The sequence below is a fragment of the Pelagibacterium sediminicola genome (genome assembly GCF_003390885.1).
Taxonomy (GTDB): domain Bacteria; phylum Pseudomonadota; class Alphaproteobacteria; order Rhizobiales; family Devosiaceae; genus Pelagibacterium; species Pelagibacterium sediminicola.
Genome location: NZ_QMEL01000006.1, coordinates 145,397 through 166,658 on the forward strand (window position 1 = coordinate 145,397; position 21,262 = coordinate 166,658).

General features: G+C 59.4%; 36 protein-coding genes. 27 read left to right on the forward strand and 9 right to left on the reverse strand.

Annotation, left to right across the window (positions count from 1 at the left end; translation table 11 throughout):
• Nucleotides 1-6: 6 nt before the first annotated feature.
• Complete coding sequence (locus tag DQG18_RS16115) at nucleotides 7-168, reverse strand: hypothetical protein (protein WP_157970121.1); 162 nt, start codon at nucleotides 166-168, stop codon at nucleotides 7-9.
• A 203-nt stretch (nucleotides 169-371) separates the two neighbouring features.
• Here DQG18_RS16115 and DQG18_RS11410 point away from each other — a divergent pair, with 203 nt between their 5' ends.
• The gene (locus DQG18_RS11410; protein ID WP_116654391.1) at nucleotides 372-674 is read left to right on the forward strand and encodes a hypothetical protein; all 303 of its coding nucleotides are present in this window, start codon (nucleotides 372-374) and stop codon (nucleotides 672-674) included.
• Between the two features lie 181 nt (nucleotides 675-855).
• Here the strand turns inward: DQG18_RS11410 and DQG18_RS16120 are convergent, their stop codons facing one another.
• The 6 genes from DQG18_RS16120 to DQG18_RS11435 form a co-directional block, all read right to left on the reverse strand.
• Nucleotides 856-1,245 (reverse strand): hypothetical protein, encoded by a 390-nt coding sequence (locus tag DQG18_RS16120; RefSeq protein ID WP_157970122.1) that lies wholly within the window; start codon nucleotides 1,243-1,245, stop codon nucleotides 856-858.
• A 29-nt stretch (nucleotides 1,246-1,274) separates the two neighbouring features.
• Nucleotides 1,275-1,667 carry a helix-turn-helix transcriptional regulator gene (locus tag DQG18_RS11415; protein ID WP_116654392.1) on the reverse strand — a complete coding sequence of 131 codons (393 nt, stop codon included), beginning with the start codon at nucleotides 1,665-1,667 and terminating at the stop codon, nucleotides 1,275-1,277.
• Between the two features lie 3 nt (nucleotides 1,668-1,670).
• Nucleotides 1,671-2,168 carry a hypothetical protein gene (locus DQG18_RS11420; protein ID WP_116654393.1) on the reverse strand — a complete coding sequence of 166 codons (498 nt, stop codon included), beginning with the start codon at nucleotides 2,166-2,168 and terminating at the stop codon, nucleotides 1,671-1,673.
• A gap of 84 nt (nucleotides 2,169-2,252) precedes the next feature.
• Nucleotides 2,253-2,492 carry a hypothetical protein gene (locus tag DQG18_RS11425; protein ID WP_116654394.1) on the reverse strand — a complete coding sequence of 80 codons (240 nt, stop codon included), beginning with the start codon at nucleotides 2,490-2,492 and terminating at the stop codon, nucleotides 2,253-2,255.
• Nucleotides 2,493-2,512: 20 nt separating this feature from the next.
• Nucleotides 2,513-2,812, reverse strand: coding sequence for a hypothetical protein (locus DQG18_RS11430; protein ID WP_116654395.1), 300 nt, complete (start codon nucleotides 2,810-2,812; stop codon nucleotides 2,513-2,515).
• The gene (locus DQG18_RS11435) at nucleotides 2,809-3,621 is read right to left on the reverse strand and encodes a S24 family peptidase (RefSeq protein ID WP_116654396.1); all 813 of its coding nucleotides are present in this window, start codon (nucleotides 3,619-3,621) and stop codon (nucleotides 2,809-2,811) included. The genes DQG18_RS11430 and DQG18_RS11435 overlap by 4 nt, the downstream gene beginning before the upstream one ends.
• 102 nt (nucleotides 3,622-3,723) lie before the next feature.
• Here DQG18_RS11435 and DQG18_RS16740 point away from each other — a divergent pair, with 102 nt between their 5' ends.
• The 8 genes from DQG18_RS16740 (at nucleotide 3,724) to DQG18_RS16150 (ending at nucleotide 6,390) form a co-directional block, all read left to right on the forward strand.
• A complete protein-coding gene (locus DQG18_RS16740; RefSeq protein WP_116654397.1) occupies nucleotides 3,724-3,984 on the forward strand; it encodes a carph-isopro domain-containing protein in 261 nt (86 codons plus the stop codon).
• Nucleotides 3,981-4,163: a hypothetical protein gene (locus DQG18_RS16130; RefSeq protein ID WP_157970125.1), complete on the forward strand. Its 183-nt coding sequence runs from the start codon at nucleotides 3,981-3,983 to the stop codon at nucleotides 4,161-4,163. The genes DQG18_RS16740 and DQG18_RS16130 overlap by 4 nt, the downstream gene beginning before the upstream one ends.
• 3 nt (nucleotides 4,164-4,166) lie before the next feature.
• Nucleotides 4,167-4,304: a hypothetical protein gene (locus tag DQG18_RS16135; protein WP_157970126.1), complete on the forward strand. Its 138-nt coding sequence runs from the start codon at nucleotides 4,167-4,169 to the stop codon at nucleotides 4,302-4,304.
• Between the two features lies 1 nt (nucleotide 4,305).
• A complete protein-coding gene (locus tag DQG18_RS11445) occupies nucleotides 4,306-5,067 on the forward strand; it encodes a hypothetical protein (protein ID WP_116654398.1) in 762 nt (253 codons plus the stop codon).
• Between the two features lie 280 nt (nucleotides 5,068-5,347).
• Nucleotides 5,348-5,662 (forward strand): hypothetical protein, encoded by a 315-nt coding sequence (locus DQG18_RS16140; protein ID WP_157970127.1) that lies wholly within the window; start codon nucleotides 5,348-5,350, stop codon nucleotides 5,660-5,662.
• Between the two features lie 67 nt (nucleotides 5,663-5,729).
• Nucleotides 5,730-6,077 (forward strand): hypothetical protein, encoded by a 348-nt coding sequence (locus DQG18_RS11450; RefSeq protein WP_157970128.1) that lies wholly within the window; start codon nucleotides 5,730-5,732, stop codon nucleotides 6,075-6,077.
• Complete coding sequence (locus DQG18_RS16145; RefSeq protein WP_157970129.1) at nucleotides 6,074-6,223, forward strand: hypothetical protein; 150 nt, start codon at nucleotides 6,074-6,076, stop codon at nucleotides 6,221-6,223. The genes DQG18_RS11450 and DQG18_RS16145 overlap by 4 nt, the downstream gene beginning before the upstream one ends.
• On the forward strand, nucleotides 6,220-6,390 hold the full coding sequence (locus DQG18_RS16150; RefSeq protein ID WP_157970130.1) for a hypothetical protein: 171 nt from the start codon (nucleotides 6,220-6,222) through the stop codon (nucleotides 6,388-6,390). The genes DQG18_RS16145 and DQG18_RS16150 overlap by 4 nt, the downstream gene beginning before the upstream one ends.
• Before the next feature lie 2 nt (nucleotides 6,391-6,392).
• Here the strand turns inward: DQG18_RS16150 and DQG18_RS11455 are convergent, their stop codons facing one another.
• A complete protein-coding gene (locus DQG18_RS11455) occupies nucleotides 6,393-7,208 on the reverse strand; it encodes an HNH endonuclease (RefSeq protein ID WP_116654400.1) in 816 nt (271 codons plus the stop codon).
• Nucleotides 7,209-7,419: 211 nt separating this feature from the next.
• Between DQG18_RS11455 and DQG18_RS11460 the strand changes: the two genes are divergently transcribed.
• From DQG18_RS11460 to DQG18_RS11510, 12 genes are all read left to right on the forward strand, one after another.
• Nucleotides 7,420-7,977, forward strand: coding sequence for a GcrA family cell cycle regulator (locus tag DQG18_RS11460; RefSeq protein ID WP_116654401.1), 558 nt, complete (start codon nucleotides 7,420-7,422; stop codon nucleotides 7,975-7,977).
• Nucleotides 7,974-8,186, forward strand: a complete 213-nt coding sequence (locus DQG18_RS11465) for a hypothetical protein (protein WP_116654402.1) — start codon at nucleotides 7,974-7,976, stop codon at nucleotides 8,184-8,186. Before DQG18_RS11460 ends, DQG18_RS11465 begins: the two co-directional genes overlap by 4 nt.
• Nucleotides 8,183-8,728: an HNH endonuclease gene (locus DQG18_RS11470; protein WP_116654403.1), complete on the forward strand. Its 546-nt coding sequence runs from the start codon at nucleotides 8,183-8,185 to the stop codon at nucleotides 8,726-8,728. The genes DQG18_RS11465 and DQG18_RS11470 overlap by 4 nt, the downstream gene beginning before the upstream one ends.
• The gene (locus tag DQG18_RS11475; RefSeq protein WP_116654404.1) at nucleotides 8,725-9,483 is read left to right on the forward strand and encodes a hypothetical protein; all 759 of its coding nucleotides are present in this window, start codon (nucleotides 8,725-8,727) and stop codon (nucleotides 9,481-9,483) included. The genes DQG18_RS11470 and DQG18_RS11475 overlap by 4 nt, the downstream gene beginning before the upstream one ends.
• On the forward strand, nucleotides 9,483-11,300 hold the full coding sequence (locus DQG18_RS11480) for a toprim domain-containing protein (RefSeq protein WP_116654405.1): 1,818 nt from the start codon (nucleotides 9,483-9,485) through the stop codon (nucleotides 11,298-11,300). Before DQG18_RS11475 ends, DQG18_RS11480 begins: the two co-directional genes overlap by 1 nt.
• Nucleotides 11,297-11,590 (forward strand): hypothetical protein, encoded by a 294-nt coding sequence (locus tag DQG18_RS11485; protein ID WP_116654406.1) that lies wholly within the window; start codon nucleotides 11,297-11,299, stop codon nucleotides 11,588-11,590. The genes DQG18_RS11480 and DQG18_RS11485 overlap by 4 nt, the downstream gene beginning before the upstream one ends.
• Nucleotides 11,590-11,778 (forward strand): hypothetical protein, encoded by a 189-nt coding sequence (locus DQG18_RS11490; protein ID WP_116654407.1) that lies wholly within the window; start codon nucleotides 11,590-11,592, stop codon nucleotides 11,776-11,778. The genes DQG18_RS11485 and DQG18_RS11490 overlap by 1 nt, the downstream gene beginning before the upstream one ends.
• 1 nt (nucleotide 11,779) lies before the next feature.
• Nucleotides 11,780-11,998 carry a hypothetical protein gene (locus DQG18_RS16155; RefSeq protein WP_157970131.1) on the forward strand — a complete coding sequence of 73 codons (219 nt, stop codon included), beginning with the start codon at nucleotides 11,780-11,782 and terminating at the stop codon, nucleotides 11,996-11,998.
• Nucleotides 11,995-12,303, forward strand: coding sequence for a hypothetical protein (locus tag DQG18_RS11495; RefSeq protein ID WP_157970132.1), 309 nt, complete (start codon nucleotides 11,995-11,997; stop codon nucleotides 12,301-12,303). Before DQG18_RS16155 ends, DQG18_RS11495 begins: the two co-directional genes overlap by 4 nt.
• A gap of 2 nt (nucleotides 12,304-12,305) precedes the next feature.
• Nucleotides 12,306-12,905, forward strand: a complete 600-nt coding sequence (locus DQG18_RS11500; protein ID WP_116654409.1) for a hypothetical protein — start codon at nucleotides 12,306-12,308, stop codon at nucleotides 12,903-12,905.
• A gap of 276 nt (nucleotides 12,906-13,181) precedes the next feature.
• Nucleotides 13,182-13,391 (forward strand): cold-shock protein, encoded by a 210-nt coding sequence (locus tag DQG18_RS11505; protein WP_116654410.1) that lies wholly within the window; start codon nucleotides 13,182-13,184, stop codon nucleotides 13,389-13,391.
• A 392-nt stretch (nucleotides 13,392-13,783) separates the two neighbouring features.
• Nucleotides 13,784-14,083, forward strand: coding sequence for a DUF3307 domain-containing protein (locus DQG18_RS11510; RefSeq protein WP_245958447.1), 300 nt, complete (start codon nucleotides 13,784-13,786; stop codon nucleotides 14,081-14,083).
• A 179-nt stretch (nucleotides 14,084-14,262) separates the two neighbouring features.
• Here DQG18_RS11510 and DQG18_RS11515 read toward each other — a convergent pair whose 3' ends face one another.
• Nucleotides 14,263-14,457 (reverse strand): YodC family protein, encoded by a 195-nt coding sequence (locus tag DQG18_RS11515; RefSeq protein ID WP_116654463.1) that lies wholly within the window; start codon nucleotides 14,455-14,457, stop codon nucleotides 14,263-14,265.
• A gap of 35 nt (nucleotides 14,458-14,492) precedes the next feature.
• Between DQG18_RS11515 and DQG18_RS11520 the strand changes: the two genes are divergently transcribed.
• The 6 genes from DQG18_RS11520 to DQG18_RS11545 all read left to right on the forward strand — a co-directional run bounded on the left by DQG18_RS11520 (nucleotide 14,493) and on the right by DQG18_RS11545 (nucleotide 21,225).
• Complete coding sequence (locus tag DQG18_RS11520) at nucleotides 14,493-15,026, forward strand: terminase small subunit (RefSeq protein WP_116654411.1); 534 nt, start codon at nucleotides 14,493-14,495, stop codon at nucleotides 15,024-15,026.
• Nucleotides 15,016-16,266: a phage terminase large subunit gene (locus tag DQG18_RS11525; RefSeq protein ID WP_116654412.1), complete on the forward strand. Its 1,251-nt coding sequence runs from the start codon at nucleotides 15,016-15,018 to the stop codon at nucleotides 16,264-16,266. The genes DQG18_RS11520 and DQG18_RS11525 overlap by 11 nt, the downstream gene beginning before the upstream one ends.
• Nucleotides 16,263-17,651, forward strand: a complete 1,389-nt coding sequence (locus tag DQG18_RS11530) for a DUF4055 domain-containing protein (RefSeq protein WP_116654413.1) — start codon at nucleotides 16,263-16,265, stop codon at nucleotides 17,649-17,651. The genes DQG18_RS11525 and DQG18_RS11530 overlap by 4 nt, the downstream gene beginning before the upstream one ends.
• A 3-nt stretch (nucleotides 17,652-17,654) precedes the next feature.
• On the forward strand, nucleotides 17,655-18,728 hold the full coding sequence (locus tag DQG18_RS11535; protein WP_116654414.1) for a phage minor head protein: 1,074 nt from the start codon (nucleotides 17,655-17,657) through the stop codon (nucleotides 18,726-18,728).
• Nucleotides 18,729-19,361: 633 nt separating this feature from the next.
• Nucleotides 19,362-20,168, forward strand: a complete 807-nt coding sequence (locus DQG18_RS11540; protein ID WP_116654415.1) for a hypothetical protein — start codon at nucleotides 19,362-19,364, stop codon at nucleotides 20,166-20,168.
• 94 nt (nucleotides 20,169-20,262) lie between these two features.
• Nucleotides 20,263-21,225 carry a major capsid protein gene (locus DQG18_RS11545; RefSeq protein ID WP_116654416.1) on the forward strand — a complete coding sequence of 321 codons (963 nt, stop codon included), beginning with the start codon at nucleotides 20,263-20,265 and terminating at the stop codon, nucleotides 21,223-21,225.
• The last annotated feature ends 37 nt before the right edge of the window (nucleotides 21,226-21,262 follow it).

Below are 21,262 nucleotides of genomic sequence, written 5' to 3' on the forward strand. Positions count from 1 at the left end.
GAGGGGTTAGGCGGCTTCGCGCTCTAGGCTGACGCGGAACTTCAAAGTTTCTGAAGGGGCGCCTTTACCGGCCCAAATCTTCCGCGCCTCGAATACGCTGCGGGCCTCGACTGTGTGGGGCGTCCACTCGAAGTCGTATCCGTTGCTTACGTAGATGCGGTAGATCACTGCCATCTCCTTTGAGCTTCCCGCTCTTGGTGTGAGGCAGATCGGCGGGTGTGCGTCGTGCCTCGGTGATGGGGTAAACGTATACGCATAAAACGTACATTGCAAGCAAAAACGTACGCATAAAACGTAAAATAATTTGACGGCTGGGACTCGACTCCCCGCCTGCGTTCTGCTTTCAATTAGAACGAAAGGAGAACATTGGGATGGAAGAGGTATCGACGTTCGTGATTGTCGCGCCCGCCTCAATGGGGAAGGCGGTCGAGTACGCACAAGACAGGATCAGGGGCCGGCTGGCGCGCTCGTTCCCGGATTACCATTTCGCCATCGAGGCATTTGGCCCGCTGGCGGATGATGAGGGGTTTTCAGTCTACCCGGTCACCGGCACGCTTGCGGACAAAGGGGACGGGAAAGAGCGGGTCTATATGTGCAAGCCGCTGGAGCCCTGGGTTATCCCTGCCATCAAGGAAGTGCTCAAGGAGTTTGAGCTGACGCCAGGGCTGCATTGATTGCCCCATGACTGCCGCATTTCTTCACAAGCCTATGGTTGCCTGTTGCGGCGGACCTCCCCGCTGATGGCTAAGGGCCGATCCTGCCCGTCCCCCACGGAGCGGGGTCGGCCCTACTGGCGAGCTCAAGCGCTACAACTCATGTAGGGCAAAAGAAAGCCCCGCTGGAGCGGGGCTGGGGTCAATCGTTTGGAAGTGTTTCGTTAAGTCCAATCTTTGATAGATAAAACTCATGAATGGAAATTGGTTCGCCGTCTTGCGGTCCTAGCAGAATTTCATGTTTTCCAAGCTTCGGGCTTTTCAAAGTGATTGGCGTGATAAAGACAATGCGATCGCGATCGGTAGGAATTACGTTTGAATCGGATGAGAATTCAACATTTTGAATGCTCATTTTTTCTGGTGTGCGAAATCCAATACTTAACTTTCCCGCTTGCACTAAGGGTTGAGCGAAAATGCAGAGGTAAACCGTGAGAGCTGATAGCGGTCCATTTCCCGCAAATTGAATGTCATCCGAATAAACGCCGCTAAACGTATATTTCCCATCTACCTGCGTTGCCGCATAGTCGCACACTAGGCACCTCAGCGGTTTTACGGGTAAAGTCACAGATGGAACTCCACTGAGTAGTTCAGCGGTGACCTCTTTTCGGACCTCTCTCCGCCGGACGCCGTAAATGAATTGTGGCCGGAAGACGTCCGTGCCAGCCTATTGCTATCAGCGTGGTTTATATCTTCTAGGGGGACGATCGAGGTCGACAACCGAGCATCCATAGACCGCGCGATGACCTCGGCCATCTCCACCGTGATGTTCTGAGCGCCGCTCAGAATTCGGGAGAACTGTGAGGGCTTCATGCCAATGCGCTCGGCGAACTGCTTGCGTGTCATTCCGTACTTTTCGCTGGCAGCCGTATACTCCTTGAGCAGCGCGTCCACGACATCAAGGCGGGCCTTTCGCTTTAGAATGGCTAGTTTCTTCTGATTAATTGGATCAAGCATGTGCTACCTCACAGTCATATAGTTGGTAAGGACGCTCGATGGATCCTCAATGGGCAGGCGTTCTAGGTTCTGGCCCCACAGCGTTATCCATCGCTCACCAAGAAAAACGTCTAAGTCTGGTTGATCGTTGCGAAAGCATGCGTGCATGACGATAAAGTGGTCAATGTCCACGAAGCCGCCATACAATCGAGTTTGCGGGGACGTTCTATTCTTGAATTCGACCCATCGTGTCTGCGGATTAAGTGGCTTAAGGTGGTTGCCATCCCTCATGTCCCCCCATGACATGGTTTCGCCGAGAAGAAAATTAAGCAGCTCGGCTATGGCGCCCGAGTGCAAATCTTCCGACCAGGCCTCCACCTCGTCCCAACACTCGACGGAAATATGGAGGAACCTCTTCGGCACCTGATCGCGGTCGAAAAGCTCCAGGCCTTCCGCCAGCCTAGTGAAATCGAGTAGCCGACCATAATCAATACAATCCTGAACATCAGCGAAGCTAAACATATATGTTAATTCGCTTTAGGTCAATGAGGGCCTCTCTCGTCGAGTACGCTATCTCCGGCATCTCCCCCTCCTGCCGCTCCACCCTTATTTCAATTGCCTCTCGATCAAGTCCCGCGCCATATCGAAGATCGGACTGTCACCCTCGCTTGAGCCTTGCTGTTCCTCAATGAAGGTAAGCGCCATCTCATAGATTTCGCCCACCTCGTCCGGCGTGAAGATGCCTTTGTTGATGAACGCCTGCATCAGCGCGGCCATGACGGCGCCGTTCACCAGGTCAGATGCGGCCGTCGCTTCCGACAGAGTGGGATAGTCGTCCTCGTCCATTCACCTCTCCCGCTTCACGGCTATTCCTCGCACTCCAGTTCGCCCGCAACCGCCTCGAACTCCCGCCGCCCGATCGTAATCGGCTCACCCTCCTGCGCCAAATCCACGATCTCCACAATCAACGAGCACCGCGCCGAGCGAACCTCGTACGCATCGACATGCACGAAGGTGATCTGCTCGATTGCGCGGACGCCAAAGGCGGGCCGGGCGGCTTCGATGACTGCATTGAGCTCAGCTGCGCGCTGATAGGGTGAGGCCAGTGCGGCAAGGGCCGGTGTGGCGATAAGTGAAGCTGCCGCGATGATTGCCAGGCGCTTCATCGCCGCCCCACATATGCGCAGACGCGACCGTGAATGCGGAGCAAGTCCAGATCGACCTCAAACGTGTCGTAACTCTCGTTGTCGCTCTTGACGGCAACCTTGGGCGGGACCGTAAGCGGAATGCGCTGGAGCCGCTTTATCTGAGGTGGGCCCATGTCGTAGCTGATGAGATAGACGCCATCGGCCCGGAGCGTGTCTTGGGATAGATCCACGATCACGCGGTCGCCCGGCATGTAATTGGGCACCATCGAATCCCCGATGATCGGGACGACCAGCGTATCCTTGGGGCTCTCGACCGCTTCACGAAGCCAAGACTGGGGCAGGGGCCATTCCTCGACCACGGCATGGGCGGAGACTGTCCCGCCGCCGAGGGGTAGAACGATCACTTCACCGACCGCGCCTTCGCCCGCGCCAGCCGCAATATCGAGTTCTGGAATTGCGCCGGGCGTTTTGGGGCGCCAGTGATCGCGTGTGTAGCCCGAAGCGTCGGCATCCCACACATCGTCGCCGGTTTCGGGGTCGATTGGCTCGTAGGTCAATTCTCGGACTTCGGCAAATTCAGGCCCGGCCAGTTCCCAGATTTCGTGTGAGGTAATTGGCGGATTGCCCTTGCCAGCCAGGGCGCGATCCATCTTCGCCACAAGGTCGCGTTTGAGATGGCCGCCCTTGTAGGTATTGGCGTCTTCGTACCGCTGGTAACTGGAGGCAGCCTTGTATCCGAGCGCCTTGGCCATCGCGGCCATGCTCAGTCCCGCCCGCTCCCGCAAGTCCCTGACATATCGAGTAATTGATTCTGGCGAAGTGTCCATGGCGCATCAACGCATTTCGCGTATACGTTTTCCACGTTGACAAATCGTACGCAAAAAACGTACAGTGATTTTGTGGATAACGATGAACAGGGCCAAAGCCCCATGATTTCTTCTGCTGAATACGTGATCGATCTCTTTGGAGGGCTGAGCGCAACCGCTCGCGCTCTGGGCAAGCCGGTAACCACCGTGCAGGGCTGGAAAGATCGTGAGCGTATCCCAACCGATCATTGGGACGAGATAATCCAGAAGGCAGCGGATCAGGGTACGGAACTGACGTTCGAGGACTTCCTTCGGCGCCATGAGCCGGGGTCTCAACGCTCCCCCACCCCCGCCCCCAAGAAGGGGAGGGCTATGGCGTCATGAGCGCGTTGAAAGAAATGGGCTGGCGAGCCCTTGCTATCCTTTGCTTCGGCGCAGCGATCGTAGTGCCGATGTTCACCGACCGCCAGACGGACGCGCAGATCGCCGGGGCGATGGTCGCCGCATTCTTGTGCTGGGGCGTTGCCGACATTCTCGCCGCCATCCGCAAGGGAGGCGATTGAGCCATGAGCGCGGTATCTATCATCGGAGGCGATGGCATGAATCAGCTTCTGTTCCGCTTCCTTCACGCTGGCTGGCCTTGGGGCTGGCTGACATTGGCAGTGTTTGCCGCCTTCGTCCTGCTTCTCGGGGAGGGCTGGTGACATGGCGCCGCGCGATGGTGACACTATCGTCGTCTGGTTCTCCCACGGGGCTGCCAGCGCAATAGCATGGCAGGAAACGCTCCGGCAGTACGGCAGGCGCTGCATTGTGCTCGCTGTCAACAACCCGGTGGCGGAAGAAGACGAGGACAATCATCGTTTCGGGCGGGACGTTGCCGCGTGGCTCGACCAGCCCCTCACCGAATGGCGGAACCCGAAATATCCCTCCGCCTCCGCTGTTGACGTCTGGGACCAGCGCGGAGCGATGGTTTTTCCGCATGGCGCACCTTGCACCGTCCACCTCAAGAAAGAGGCTCGGCAGGACTATGAGCGCCAGCATCCTGTCGACTGGCACGTCCTCGGCTTCACGGCAGACGAGCGCAAGCGGTTCGAGCGGTTCGTTCTCACTGAGCGCGCCAATGTCCTCCCGGTTCTGATCGACGCCAATCTGTCGAAACAGGACTGCATGGATCGGCTGCTGAGCGCTGGCATACTTCCGCCGCGCGTCTATGCGGAGGGATATCCAAACGCCAATTGCATCGGATGCGTGAAGGCCACCAGTCCCACCTATTGGAATCTGGTGCGGCGCACCCGACCCGAAGTGTTCGCGGCCCGTGCTGTGCAATCCCGCCGTCTTGGCGTGCGCCTTGTCCGCTGGCGCGGCAAGCGCATTTTTCTCCATGAGCTGCCCGCAACGGCTCAAGGCCGTCCTCTGAAATCAATGGACGTAGAGTGCGGCATCTTCTGCGAGGAGCGGGCGGCATGACGGCGCTTCCACTCCATCATATCGATCACATTTCGCGCGGTTTCCTCCTCCCCCGCGTGAATAGGGCCAGCCCTGCGGTTAACTCCTCCCGCCGAACAGGGCTGGCCCATCAATTCCTTTTCCATGCGCAACAGCAGGTCTGCCGGCAAGCATTGGCCAAGCTGTTTCGCGTCAGTGGTCATCCCAAATCCCTTCTCTCTGTCCTCACGCAGTGGGTGAAAATCTATCTGCAAGCGAGGCCAGAAAATTGGAAAAGTCAGCCAGCCGGAGCGGGGACGACATGACCGTTGCGGCACACAACATATTGCGTGAGTACGCCGCCGACCGGTGGCCGACGCTCAATCACAAGGGGCGCATCAGTCGCCTCGCGGGAACGCTGCGCTGGGGGTTCCGGCGTGTGCGCTCGCTTTACAACAACGAACAGGGTGTCCGCGTTCGAGCAGACGAAATGGCTGCTCTTGAAGGACTGAAACTCACTCCACTTCAAGAGGCCAATATCCATGAATTCCAAGCCCTACAGGACCGTGTTGCTCGCCTTGAGGCGCTTCTTACCGAGCGCGTTGAGGGATCGCATCGCGCGTCACTGGATCAATGAAACCAAGCGGCTGATGGATGACGCCGAAGCGATGTCCAGCCTGCCGCTTTCAAAGGAGGACTGACACATGAACGCACCATTGAAATTCAAACCCGTCGATGCCGCAGAGGACGTGGCGGCCCGCATCCCAAACCGCCCGGTTGTCGATGCGGCTATCTTCCAGGCGACGTGCGAAGAACAGCGCGCCGCGATTGCCGACGAGCTCGAAACCGTCAATGCCGACATGCTGGCCCTGCGCGACAAGGTGGCGGCAAACGAAAAGCGCATCAAGGCCCTCATGGCCGAGAACGCGGGGTATTCGGAGGGCATTGCCTCGCTCGAATCCCGGCGCGGCGACCTGCTCGAACTCGATGCAATCAAGGCTACCGAATATCAGGGCTATGAGGCTCAGCTTCGCCGGAAGGCCGGGCAATGAGAACGCTTCTTTCATTCATCGAGCGCACGCGCCGGAAGTCTGCCCCGCGCGTCACCATCGATCTGGACGTGTTCACCCCGTCCGGTCGCCGTGCTGCCCGCCTGTTCTTTGGCTGGCCTGATAACGGGCCGGGGAGGGCAGCATGACGGCGCTTCTCATTGATCAGGTCCGCAACGTCGACCCCGCCTTACTCAAGGGCAAGGGCCCGACCGAGCGAGTGCGCATCAGGCGGCAGATCAAAACGCTCGCCCTTTTGACCCAGCAACAGCAGGCCAAAGGCTACCGCGCCCGCGTCCAGAAGGGGAAGACGTGATGCTAAGCGACGTCGATTTCGGCCATCTTTCGGATCAGGTCGTTATTGTATGCGGCTCCGTCGTGCCCCGCGTGGACGCGTCGATGGCAGTTCGGGCAAAGACTGATCACATGAGCCGGGTGATCGGGGCCGCCGTCGCTTACGCGGTGAAGATGATGGGGCTCCAAGTAAGGGGAGCCATCCTTGCGTTTGAACGGAGCCGGTGTACCGCATCCTTCGCAATGCCCGGCCGCGCGCGCCAAGACATAGTCGCGAACGCCGCGGCTGCGCTCGTACACATTTCTAACGATCGCGCCTTGGACAGTGGTGACGAGTTTGGCATCGGCGAGCGCACGTGCTCGCAAAACGTTGAGAGAAGCAGCAACGGGAGTTGTGTTCTCAACCTCTTCAACTACCGAATCCAGGTCGCGCAACTCAAAAACGATGGCATTTCGTTCGTCTCCGTTCCGATCGGGCGCGCGTTCGATGTGATAAGCTTCGCAGACCATTTCCCCGTGGAAGCGAAGTCCTTTGCCTTTGCCGAGGTCGATGAACAGCAGAAGGCTTTTCCCGTCTGCGGAGTGATTTGCTATCGCGGCATTGCCGCGCTTCATCTCCATGTCACCAATCTGGCCGGCACCAAAATACTCAAACGCGCCGTCCGGTCTCCATCGATCAGCGTAGCCGTGCGTGCTGCCCGTTTCTCCGGAAACGGCGATCACAAGTGGATGGCTGGCGAAAGTGATGATGCCGCTTTGCCGGCTGCCCTCGCCGCCAAATCTTTCATGAATGTCCTGGCGACGGTTGTAGACGCGCCCCTTTTCAAAGCCCCAACTCATGTCTCTCCCCCAAATTCTGAGGTGAGAGTAGCCCAGGAATGTTTCGCGAACCTTTCCTCGAGGGCCGCCGCATGAAGCCCATCCGCATCAAATCCAACGGCCGCCCCGCAAACGAAAGGGCAAAGGCCGTGAAGCCCGGCAGGCGCACTCGCGACAAGAAGCTGGCGCGCCTTGGGACGCCAATCGGCAAGAGCAAGGAAAGGGCAGGGCGATGAGGACACGGGTGGAAAAACACTCATGGACCAAGGACCGCGTTTCAACCCTTCGCGAGCTATGGCTTGAGGGATTGTCCGCAACCGAGATCGGGCAAAGGCTGGGTTGCACCCGCAACGCTGTTCTTGGCAAGGTGCATCGTATCGGCTTGAGCGGTCGCCGGACGCCTGTCCGCAAATCCATTGAGCGCCGCGCAGATCGCCTGTCACCCAAGCTCGCCCCGCGATCCAACGTGCCGGTGCGCAAGCGCAATAAGCCCGGACGCGCCCCCGTAGTCAAATTCACCGCGCCGCCTGTCGAACCGCGTCACATACCGCGAGACAATTACAGCGATCCGCTTCCTGGTTCCAACCCTGTTGCCAGCATCATCGATGCGACAGGATGCAAATACGCTATCGGACAGCATCCACATAGCTGGTGCAACGAGGATACCGTGCCCGGCAAGAGCTGGTGTGCGGATCACGCCGCCATCGTTTTTCAACAGAACCCCAAGGCCCTCAAAGGTGCGGGCACGTTCAAGAGCCTGGGCGAAGCATTGCAGGGGGCGCTTAGATGAAGGTTCAGCCAATGGAAATGCTCGACCAGTTGCCCGACGCTACGCGCTTGTGTGGCGCCGCAAAAGCTAGTGCCGAGGAAGCGGCCTTCGAGGATGCGCGAGAAGCCTATGCCGTGGCGACCGGCTATCCAACCATTGAGAATTTCCGCGCCGCCGTCCGGGCGTACGACGAGCTGTTGGCGCTTGTGAAAGGTGAGGTGAAGCTATGAGGCAGACTGTCGGGAAGAAATTGCGCTTTGATGTGTTCAAGCGCGACCAGTTTCAGTGTGTCTATTGCGGCGCCACGCCAAGCGAGAGCGTATTGCTCGAAGTAGACCACGTTCATCCAGTCGCGGCGGGGGGAACCAATGACATAGATAATCTTGTAACCGCCTGTTTCGCCTGCAACCGAGGGAAGGGGGCGGAGCCTCTTACGACCGTCCCGCAGTCCCTTGAGGAGAAAGCGGCTCTCGTGCAAGAGCGTGAGGCCCAGATACGAGCATACTACGAGGTTCTGGAACAGCGCCGGGCTCGCAAAGACGAAGAGCTTTGGGCCGTGGCCGACATATTCATGGAGCGGTTCAACGAGGACAGCATCCTTCGCTCGCGCCTATCCAGTATCCGAATGTTTCTTGAGCGCCTGAGCTTCTATGACGTCTTGGAAGCGATGGAGATCGCCGCAGACAAGAAGCACAGCCCAAACCCCTGCTTCACCTACTTCTGCGGCATTTGCTGGAGAAAGATTAAGCGCGCAAACGGAGAGGAAGTATGAGCAGGATTCGATCAATCCATCCGGGTTTCTTCACCGATGAAGACCTTGTGCAAGTCTCCGGCATGGCCCGCCTTTTGTTCATCGGACTGGGCGTCGAGGCTGATGACAAGGGGGCGTTCGAGTGGAAGCCGCTCACCATCAAGATGCGGATATTTCCTGCCGACAACGTGTCGGTTGATGACCTTCTTTCCGAATTAGAGGGCATTGGCGCTATCTGCGCTTACGAAGTTGGCGGGCGTAGGTACGGGGCCATTCGGAATTTCAGGAAGTTCCAGCGCCCCAAATCCCCCAACGACATACACCCCATGCCCGACGAAATCCGAATCTACGTGGGCTTAGAGGTAGTGCCTTCCGAACCTATTCCGAAACATTTCCCCAACGCTTCCGAAATCGCGCCGCAGATGGAGGATGGAGGAGGGAAGATGGAAGAGGAAGGGGAAGAAGAAACGCGCGATGCGCGCGGTCCTTCCCCCGCTGATCGGAAGTTCGAGGAGTTCTGGCTGGCCTATCCGCACAAGGTGGGGAAACGCGATGCCATGAAGGCGTGGCGAAGGGCGAGGAAGCGAGCGGACTTCGAGATCATCATGGCCGGGTTGCGGGCCTATGCCGGGAAAACCGACGACAGGCCGTGGTGCAACCCCTCGACGTGGCTCAATCAGGATCGGTGGGGCGATCAGCCAGCGCACCATCCTGCCAAACCCGTCCCTGATGACGATTGGCGGAACAGCCCCACTTGGGCCGGGGTGGACATCTGATGGCCGAGATAACCGAACTCAAGCGGATGCTGGCGGCCAAAGCCCAGGCGGTCGCCGAACACCTTTTGCCGGGCGGGGCAAAGCTGGGCAACGAGTGGCGTGCCGGTTCTGTGGCGGGCGAGAAGGGCGAAAGCCTTGGCGTCCACCTGTCGGGCGAAAAGGCCGGTATCTGGGCGGACTTTGCCACCGGCGAGCGCGGCGACCTGATCGATCTTTGGTGCGCTGCCAAAAGCGTATCGCTGCCCGATGCCCTTGAGCAAATCCGGGCCTATCTCGGTGTCCAGCGACCCCAGCCTGCCCGCGACCCACGGCCAAGCTACACGCGCCCGCCGAGGCCGGTTTGTGGCAAGCCCAAGGGCCGCGTCCGCGACTATCTCACCGAGGACCGGAATTTGCCTGATGCCGTGCTGGATACCTACCGGGTAGGCGAGGACGGCGACACGATCATTTTCCCGTTCATCCTGCCCGATGGTGAACTGGCGATGGCCAAGGCCCGGAAGGCCGAGGACGGCGCAGCGCCGCGCCCGACAGCCGCCAATTGTGAGCCAGTCCTGTTTGGATGGCAGGCAATCCCTGACGAAAGCCGGATGGTCGTTCTCACCGAGGGTGAGATCGACGCAATGAGCTGGTACGCTTACGGCGTCCCGGCGCTTTCGGTGCCCTATGGCGGGGGGAAGGGTGCCAAACAGAAGTGGATCGAGAACGAATACGACCGTCTTGATCGGTTCGAGCGCATCTACGTCTCGATGGACATGGATGGTCCGGGCGAGGAAGCCGCGCAGGAAATCATTGCCCGCCTTGGACGGCACCGCTGCCTTCGCGTTGAGCTTCCTCACAAGGACGCCAACGAGTGTTTGATGGAAGGCATTAGCGCGATCCAGATGATGGATTGCCTGCGCAACGCCAAATCCCTTGACCCCGAAGGGCTGCGCCGGGCGATGGATTACCACGACGAGGTGGTAAACCTGTTCTGGCCCGAGCCGGGTGCGCATGTTGGATACACGACGCCATACCGCAAGCTGGGCGACAAACTGACATTCCGCCCCGGAGAGGTAACACTTTGGAGCGGCGCTAGCGGGGCGGGCAAGAGCCAGATTCTTTCGGACTGTTCGGTTGACTGGGTTCGCCAGGGCAGCCGCATCTGCGTTTCGAGCCTTGAGATGAAGGCCAGTCAGACTCTCAAGCGTATGGTGAAGCAGGCCGGTGGCATAGATCGACCCTCGGAACCCTATATCCGCTCTACCCTCGAATATCTCGATCATGGGATTTTGCTTTACGAGCGCGTGGGGAAGGCCGGTGTCGAGCCGCTTCTTGAGGTGTTCGACTATGCCCGCGCCAAATACGGCTGCGACCAGTTCGTCATCGATAGCCTGATGCGGCTGGGCATCGCCTCCGACGATTACAACGGGCAGGAAAAGGCTGTGTTCAAGCTGGTGGACTGGACGATCAAGAACAATGTCCACATGCATCTGGTGGCCCATGCGCGCAAGGGCGACAAGACAACCGCCGCCCCGGAAACCGAGGACATCAAAGGCGCAATGGAAATCGGCGCCAACGCCTTCAATATCGTCACCGTCTACCGCGACAGAAGCATCGAGGACGCGGTGCAGAAGGCCGAAAGCGATGCGGAAAAGCGCCGCATCTACGACGAGCGCCCCGGCGTCATCATGAACGTTGCCAAGCAGCGAAACGGCGACTTCGAGGGCAAGGTCGGCCTTTGGTTCGATCAAGAAAGCTACCGCTACCGCTCATCGCACGATCCTCTTGGGTCGCGCCGATATCTTGAATTTTCCCAACACGAAAGGATGTCAGCATGACTGACCGCATGGACGCCGTGATGGCGCGGGAATACGAGGTGAATGGCGAGAAGAAAACCGCCTTCACAAAGATCGGCGTTGCTTTCGCCACGAGAAGCGGCGGCTGGCAAATCCGGCTTGAAGCAACGCCTGCCCCACGCTTGGGGCGCGACGGGCAGCCAGAACTATCGTTCCTGCTTATGCCGCCCCGACAGGACAATCAGCGCCAGCAATCGCGCCCACAACCGGCGCCTGGCGGGGGCGACGGCGGCATGGACGATAATATCCCGTTCGCGCCGGAGTGGCGCTGATGAGGTGCGAGCGCTTTACCGATGATGTGATCGCCGGGCTCAAAGAGAAGTTGGCGCACGCGGTCGATAGCCGGGACCATTCCACCGAGATTTTTGACGACGAACTGCGGGAAGTCATCGACCATATGGAAAGGATGCTGGCGAAAATCCAAGAGTATCGAGCCGAACAGGAAAAGAAGTTCGCATGACATGCCCGTCCAGTCCGTCGAAAGCAGCCCCGGCCATCGTGTCATCGTCACCACCTGCGAAGGGTGCGGTGCACGCGCTGACTTCGGTGAGGACGTTGATCTGCGCCGGGCGCTTTCATCTGGTGACAAGCGATATGCGGGCCGGTGGTGGTGCGGCTGGGACGTTCAAGAGCGCAAGCCGGTGTGCAAGGCAATAAAGCAGGAAGGGAAAGCAGGGTGAGCAAGGAACTGGTGCAGCGGCTGCGCCACGTCTCGAACATGATCAACATGGGCGAAAAGATCAGGTGGGGCGAGGACACGGCGCTGATGGATCAAGCCGCCGACCTCATAGAGCGGATGAACAAGACCATAGATGACATGGAACGGGCGCTGCAACCGTTCTCGTCCGCCGTGTTCAATGACAATGGCGACGTCACAATCAATTACTCGGTATTCGACGACGACGACCTGTTCCGCGCCTATTCGGTGCTGAGAAAGCTTCGTGCCGACCCTGGCCTCCCCCAACCTCCCAACAAGGGCGAATAGACATGGCAAGACGCGGAAGGCCGGCACATAACCGTAAGCAGGGCAAGCGCACCAAGACCGGCATCCTGTCGCGCGAGCAAGAGCAGAAGGCCATTATGCGGGCCCTTGAGGGCAAAAAATACGAAGCGGCGGAAAAGGAAACCCTGATGAACAATCTCGAAGCGCGTGTCACCAAGCACGGCATCGATCCCAAGAAGGCCATGGACCAGCGCGCGGGCTCATTTGTCGGGCGTCTTTGCCTCGGTGGCGAAATCAGCAAGGCGCAACTGGCCGCTGCCGAGCAATGGATGGAAGAGCGCCACGCCTATCAGTTTGCCATCGATTGCCCGCCGGGCGATCAGGCGATCGATTTGACCCGCGCGCCTGGCCGCACCCATGGCGAGGACGTTGCCCGCACCCAGAAGGCAGTAGAACGCTTCGAGGCCAGCAAGAAGGCACTGAGAGAAGCGCAGGACGCTATCGGGCTTCGCAGCAACCTCTATGCCGCCATGAACCTTCTGGTGGAGCGGGAACAGGAACTGCATCACCTTGTCGGTGACTTGCGGGAAGCGCTCAACGCTCTTGCCCGCCACTATCGCATCACCGGCAGGCGCGCGGCTTGACAGATTCGAGCAAATCACCGAGCATAGCAAATGAAGGTGACGCATTGCGTCCAGATCAAAGCCCTGCCAAGCGCGGGGCTTTCTTGTTTCCTGATTGCCATTGAAGGAAAGAAGGCGTAGGGTGGATCCACGTTTTCAGCCGTCTTTGGCTTTCTGATCACCGGCCAGTCCGGATTGCTTAGTTACCCCTCGATAATTGCGAACGTTCCGACCTGCGCTGTTGCAGAGCGGATAACTGCTCGCGTTTATCGTTCGAGCAATTCAAAGGACTATCCTATGATTAATGGCACCGTAAAATTCTTCAACGCGTCTAAAGGCTTTGGCTTCATTACGCCTGACAACGGCGGCAAAGACCATTTTGTCCACGTCTCGGCAGTGCAGAACTCGGGCATGAACGGTCTCTACGAGAACGACAAGGTTTCGTATGACGTCGAGACTGGCCGCGATGGTCGCGAGTCGGCGATCAACCTTCAGCTCGCAAGCTGATTAGGCGGGTCGCGTTTCGGCGCGGCCCTACCGCCACCCAAGGATGCATATGACTAGCACTTTACGTGCAGTTGCCGAAACTCGCTTTGCCGCTATCACCCGCCGGGAAGAGGCCGCAATGAGCGAAGTTGATGCCGAGCTTCAGCGGACAAGAGAAAACACCGCGCGTCTGAAAGCGCTCCGTTTGGCCGCTCCTGCTTCGCAGGCGGACAAATTGGCTGAGTTGCGTAAGCGCTAATCCGCAGACCTATCGACTAGTCTTTTTGGCCCGCCGGTTACGCCAGCGGGCTTTTTCTTGAGACGGGCGCATATCGTTCGATTGCGTGAACCCTTGAGCCGCGTCCGTCTCAATGCCTCACAACCAATCGCAGGAGAAGGTGATGGAGGCAGCATTGACACTCACTCTGATGCTGCTCGCGGTGCATTGGGTGGCAGACTATCCGTTGCAAGGCGACTTCCTTGCGCAAGCTAAACAGAAGGGCCCGCTGCGCGTCTATCACCTCGTTGCCCACGCTGGCATCCATGGAGGCGGGGTCGCGCTGGTCACAGGAAGCGTCTGGCTTGGGCTGGCGGAGTGGGTCGCGCATACGATCATCGATGAATTGAAGGTGCGCGGCTGGACTTCGTTCGCGCTCGATCAGGTGCTCCACATCATCTGCAAGGCGGTTTGGCTCGCCATTCTGTTCGCCTAACCCCTTCATCGCCGCCCGTCCTTTCCAGGTGATGCGGAAGTAGCCTGTTCATAGCGCCTTCCATGACGAGCCGGGGCGGCGGGGCAATGAAACCGTAACGCGGATGGCCGTACGGTGTGTGGCGGCAAGGGTACCGGCGATCGATCTTCAAACTGACCGCCGGTATCCTTCATAGTCGCCTATTCTACCTTCTTCAGGGAGTGAAGTGGGAAAATTCCGTCCTCTTTCTTCCATGGTTCCTTATTCGCAACGAACCAGTCGCACCGCGCACTTTCGGTGGAATCGTATCCATATCTGTCGATGTTAGCGACGGTCATTTTCGGACCGCCGGACTTCAATTGAACCACATCGCCTAGTTTGATCTCGTCGGACATTGCCCCCTCCATTTTGTTTGGCGGATACTTTTCGCATGACCCTTACGCCCAAGCAACAGCGGTTTGTCGACGAATATCTCATCGACCTCAACGCCACCCAGGCAGCGATCCGCGCCGGGTACAGTGCAAAGACCGCAGAGCAACAGGCATCGCGCCTGTTGAGAAATGTTAAGGTCCGCGCTGCCGTCGAAACGGGGCAGGCGAAGGCTGCTCAAAAGCTCGAAGTCACCAAGGAACGCATTGTCGAGGAACTGGCAAAGATCGGTTTCTCGAACATGCAGGATTACATGCGCGCCGGGCCGGATGGCGATCCTTACCTCGACTTTTCCGAACTGACCCGCGATCAGGCCGCGGCTCTTGGCGAGGTGACGGTTGAGGACTTCAAGGACGGGCGCGGCGAGAACGCCCGCGATGTTCGCCGGGTGAAGTTCAAGCTCCATGACAAGAAGGGCGCGCTGGTCGATCTGGCCAAGATGCTCGGCTTCATGGTGGATCGTCACGAACTGACCGGAAAGGATGGAGCGCCGCTTGCCCCGCCGGTGATCCAGTTCGTCAAGGATGAAGGTTAGCCTATCAGGACCTCAGCACGAATTCGCAGCCGCCGCCGATCAGTTTCCGGCAATGGTGGCGGGGTTCGGGGCCGGCAAGACACACGCGGCGGTTTATCGAGCCATTGCACGCAAACTCCAGTATCCGGCTCAGAACGTCGCCTATTACCTGCCGACCTATGATCTGGTGCGGAATATCGGATTTCCCCGGTTTGCCGAACTACTCGACGGGCTGGGCATCCAGCACAAAATCAACAAGACAGATGCGGATGTTGTAATAGGCCCGGGTGGAGGCTGGGGCAGGGTGATCTTCCGGACGATGGATACACCCGAGCGCATCATTGGTTATGAGGTGGCCGATAGTCTCGTAGACGAGTTGGACACTCTGCCAACAGAGAAGGCGCGTGAGGTCTGGAACAAGATCATCAGCCGTAATCGGCAGAAGAAGCCGGATGGCTCGCTGAACACGGTCGCGGTCGCCACAACGCCGGAAGGGTTTCGCTTCGTCTATGAGCGCTGGCAGAAGAACCCGGCGCCGGGCTATCGGATCATCAAGGCGACGACCGAGAGCAACGCCAAGAACCTGCCGGACGGCTATATCCAGTCATTGCGGGACAGCTACCCGGCGAATTTGCTGGCGGCCTATCTCGACGGCGAATTCGTCAATCTGACCAGTGGGTCAGTCTATCCCGAGTTTGATCGGGGGAAACACGCCAGCACCGAGGCAATACAGGCCGGCGATACGCTCCACATTGGCATGGACTTCAACGTCCAGAGAATGGCCGCGGTAGTCTTTGTACTGAGAGGCGGCAAACCGCACGCCGTGCAGGAATATACCGATGTCCTCGACACCCCGGCGATGATCGCCTTGCTCAAGGCGCGGCATGAGGGCCATTCGATTATGGTCTACCCCGACGCTTCGGGAAAGAACCGGAAGTCAAACAGCGCCAGCGAGAGTGATATCGCATTGCTCAAGCAGGCTCGGTTTCAGGTTTGCGTGAACCCGGTGAACCCGGCGGTGAAAGACAGGGTGCTTGCGGTGAACCAGTTACTGGCCCGCGACGGCCTGGGCGTAAACCTCGATCGCTGCCCGATGTTCGTGGAAGCGCTCGAAAAGCAGTCCTACGACAAGAACGGCGAGCCGGATAAGTCGGCTGGCCTCGATCATATCAACGATGCCGGTGGCTACTTCATTGCCTATCGCTTCCCGATTAGGAAGCCGGGTATTTCGGGCCAAAGAGAACTCAGGGGCTTTGTATGAGCGGATTTGATATCGAGGCCCATCACCCTCTCTATGACGCCTTCCTGCCCGCGTGGACGCTCCTGCGGGATTCGTTCGATGGCGAGGATGACATCAAGGCCAAGGGCGTCACCTATCTGCCGATGAAGCCGGGCACCGCGGCGATTGACGACCCTGCCGTCAAGGCGCGGGCCTATGACTTTTACAAGGAATATGCTGAATTTCCTGATCTCGTGGCGCTTACGACGCGCGGCGCGGTCGGGACGATCCTCGATAAGTCGGCCAATATCGAACTGCCGAAAGACCTTGAGCCACTGCGGGAGCGGGCAACGCGCGACGGCCTGACGCTCGAGGCGCTCCATCGCAGGATCGCTACCGAGCTGATGCTGACCGGGCGTTACGGCATCCTGCCGGGCATTGCGCAGGATGGCTCGCCGTATCTCGCCGGTTACATTGCGGAATCGATCATCAACTGGGACGAGACGGATCAGGTCGCTGATTATGTGGTGCTGGACGAGAGCGGGCAGGTTCGCAATCGGGAGACCGGCGCCTGGGATGAAGTAAAGCAGTATCGGGAATGCTTCGTTGGGGATGGACGGTACGCGGCGCGCGTGTGGAGCGATACGGGTACAGGTCTTCAGCCCGAGGACCCGGTCGAGGCGCGGGACCGCAAGCAAAAACCTCTTGATTTTCTACCCTTTGTCTTTGTGAACACGTCCGATCTGACGCCTTCGCCCGATGACGTGCCGCTGTTCGGTCTGGCCAAGATTTCGCTGCGCATCTATCGCATGGACGCGAACTACCAGTCCGGCCTCTACATGACGAGTGAGCCGACGCCTTGGGTATCGGGCCATTTCGATGAACAGGACGCCACGCGCCAGCCGCCTTCTACCATCGGCGCGGCGCGGTTGTGGGTGCTGCCCGATGGCGCACAGGCCGGGATGCTTGAGTTTACCGGCGCCGGGCTTTCGGCCCAACAAAAGGCCATCGAGGACGCGAAAGCCGACGCGGTGATGTTCGGTGCTCAAATCCTCACCAATCGGTCGAACGCCGCGGAATCGGGCGAGGCCAAACGGGTGAGGCTCGACAGCCAGCACAGCACGTTGAAGGGCATTGCGATGACCTCGGCGGCTGGTCTTGAGCGGGCATTGAAGAACGCGGCCATCTGGATCGGGGCGAACCCTGATAAGGTGAAGGTCGCGCCGAATTTGGATTTCTTCGAGAACGAGCTTTCGGCGCAGGATGTTACAGCGCTTGTTGCAGCGTGGCAGAGCGCTGCATTTAGCAAGCGCACCCTGCACTGGAACCTCCAGCGGGGCGGTGTGGTGCAGGAAGGGAAGCCCTTCGAGCAGGAGCAGGAGGAAATTGCCGAGGACGAGCCCGGCCTCCCGGTTGTGACGGAATAACCGATGGTGTCCGTCAACGACATGGTTGCCGACCTCGAGGTCAGGCACATGGTCGGCGTGCATCGTCTTGGGACCGGCATTCTGCGCAAGCTCCTGCCGATCCTCGACCGCGCCGACGCCGAGATTGTCGCGAGGCTTTTGGCCAGAGGCGACGTTCTGGAGGGATCGTTCACCTCCAGGCGGCTTGAAAGGCTGCTTGATGCGATCCGGCGGATCAATCACGACGCGCATGTGATTGTTGGGCGCGAACTGCGGGACGAGCTGCGCAACCTTGCAGCTTACGAGGCAGAGTTTCAGCGCAGGCTTTTGACCGGCGCGATGCCCGTTGCGTTCGACGTGGTAACGCCGAGCACGGAACTGCTCTACGCCGCGGTGCAAGCCCGCCCGTTTCAGGGGCGTTTGCTCAAGGAGTGGCTGACCGATCTCGATGCCAATGCTGCCCGTCGCGTGCGGGACGCCGTGAGGTTAGGTGTGGTGCAGGGTGACACGGTTGACCAGATCGTTCGTCGCATCAGGGGCACGCGCGCACAGAACTACGCCGATGGCGTCATGGCGATTTCGCGCCGCGGTGCCGAGGCGATGGTGAGGACGGCGGTTTCGCACACAACGGCAGTGGCGCGGACTGAGCTTTACGAGGCCAATTCTGCTCTCATAGCCGAGGAAATGATCGTCGCCACACTCGACACGCGGACTTGCCCACAGTGCCAGGCGCTCGATGGAAAGCGCTTCCCGGTAGGTGAGGGGCCGAAAGAGCCCTTTCACATCGGATGTCGGTGCATCAGGATTCCGCGCACCAAGAGCTGGCGCGAGCTTGGCTTTGATATCGACGAACTCGAACCATCGACGCGGGCGAGTATGAACGGGCAGGTCCCAGCCTCGATGACGTATGGAGAATGGCTGCGCAAACAGCCTGCCAGTGTACAGGACGAGGCTTTGGGGCCAACGCGGGGTGCATTGTTCCGCCGCGGTAAACTGCCGATTGAGCGGTTTACCAATCGGGCGGGCGATCAACTCACGCTTGAGCAATTAAGGGCAATGGAGGCTGAGGCTTTCGCACGCGCCGGACTTGCGGCATAGTGGGGTCGTGAAAACCGATTTCCGCGACCGCTCGCACCTATCGACCGTTGACGGCGACCGCCCGGCAGGGAAGCCAAGGGCAGGGCGCAGGACCGCGCTCGATCAGGCGGAACAGGTGACGTGCTGGCAATGTCTCAAGGACGTGGGCGTAGAGACCAGTATGGTCATGGAAGTGACAGTTGCGCCTCGACGCTCACCATCTGGCAGCAAGGTCGGCGGCACCAAGCAATGGTGCTGTGCGTACTGCTTTAGCCGCGGCAAGATCACGGTGCTCATTGGCTAGGGGCTAGCGTTTCGCCAGCCCCTGTATGAGATTTAGCCGCTAATTTCGCGACATCGAGAGCATTTTGGATACCCGCCGGTGCCTGATGCGCGGTATCGAGATTCGATATTATTACCTTCGGTGCATGTTGTTTCGTCATGATGCACTTTATTGGCATCCGGGCGAGTAGAGTGCCAAGCTGTTGTCTTCGCCATGTTCTTCCTCCTTTTCAGGTTAACGATCCATTAGCTCATTGAACTGATGTAATGTCGAGACAGCATCACTGACGCAAATAGATGTCCGCCCGCCACGCATCCCGTGGCGGGCTTTTTCATGCCCGCGAGCCGGGCGCAACCCAAGGAGAAAGCCCGATGGGCCTAAAGACCATTCTGGACAGCATCGACGATCTGCCCGAAGAACACCGCGCCTTTTACGTCGAGGAAGGCGATAAGTTCGTCCTCGATCTCGAAGGCATTGACGACCATCCCAAAGTGCGCGGCCTCGTGACCGCCAACCGGGAGAACGTCCGCAAGCGCGATCAATACAAGGCCGAGGTCGAAAGCCTCAGGGCCCGCCTGGACGGCCTGCCCGACGAGTTCGATGCCGAGGCTTATGAGGCGCTGAAACAGCAGGCCGAGGGCAAGGAGCCGCCCAAGACCGACGAGCAGGTAACGCGCGTCCGCGAGCAACTCGAGCGCAAGCATCAAGCCGACCTCGCAAAGAAGGACGAGCGCATTTCGGCCCTTGAAGGCTCGTTGCGCCGCGCCGCGATCGATGAAGGGCTCTCCAAGGCTCTCGATGAAGCGAGCATCGATGCCAAGCACAAGCCGAAGCTAATCTCCTACCTCAAGGACATCGGCAACATCAAAATCGAGGAAGCCGACGGCGAATTCCGCGCCGTGGTTGAAACCGACATGGGGCCGACCTCGCTCTCGCGCTTTGTCTCCGATTGGGCCGGGACCGATGATGGCAAGGACTACGTTGCCAAGGCGCCTCCGATGGACGCGCCGGGCAGCAAAGGCAAAGGCGGCACCGGCGAAAAGAACCCGTGGGCTTCCGACAGCCACAACCTGACCCGTCAGGGCGAATTGGTCCGCGCCGATCCCGACAAGGCCCGCCAGTTCATGCGCGCCGCCGGTCTGAGCGACAGCCAGATCAGTCAGCGCATCGGCGCTTAGCGCCACCCACCGAGGGCGATGCCCTCAATTCCTGCAGCCGTGTCGATGACCGGCTGATTTCAAAGCGAAACCAGCCAGTTCAAGGAGAATTATCATGGCTGCTACTCGTATTTCCAACGTCATCGTGCCCGAGGTGTTCAATCCGTATGTGATCGAGCGCACCGCGGCGCTTTCGGCTTTCTACCAGTCCGGCATCATCCAGAGCGTGCCGGGGCTCAATATCCTGGGTGAGAAGGGCGGCACGACCATCGCCATGCCCTTCTGGCAGGACCTGAGCGGTGACGATGAGGTTCTGTCCGATACCTCGCCGCTCTCGGTCAACGCCATCACCGCCGCGCAGGACGTTGCTGTGCTGCATGTCCGCGGTAAGGCGTGGGGCGCCAACGACCTCGCCAAGGCGCTGTCGGGCGATGACCCCATGGCCGCAGTCGGTGATCTGGTCGCCGCCTATTGGGCGCGCCGCTGGCAGGCGCTTCTCATTTCTTCGCTCACCGGCGTGTTTGGTGCTGCCTCCATGGCGGGCAATAAGCACGACATCAGTGGCGGAAGCGGCGCGGCGGCGGTCATCAGCGCGGAATCGACGGTTGACGCGATCTATAAGCTCGGTGACGCCGCTGGCGGCCTGACCGGCTTTGCGATGCACTCGGCCACGGTTGCGCTTCTGGTGAAGAACAACCTGATCGACTTCCTGCCCGATAGCGAGGGTCGCCCCACGATCCCGACCTATCTCGGCAAGCGTGTCATTGTCGATGACGGGATGCCGGTGTCGAACGGGGTCTATACCTCCTACCTGTTCGGGCAGGGGGCGTTCGGGCTGGGCGAGGGCAATGCTCCCGTCCCGACCGAGACCGACCGCGACAGCCTCCAGGGTGATGATATCCTCATCAACCGCCGTCACTTCGTGCTGCATCCCCGCGGTGTGAAGTGGCTCGGGGCTTCGGTGGCTGGTGCGGCTCCGACGAACGCGGAGGCGGCGAACTCGGCCAACTGGCAGCGCGTCTATGAAAATAAGAACGTGCGCATGGTCCAGTTCGTGCACCGCATCGCGGCGGCCTGATCCACGAGGGGCGGCTTCGGTCGCCCCTTCCTCCCCT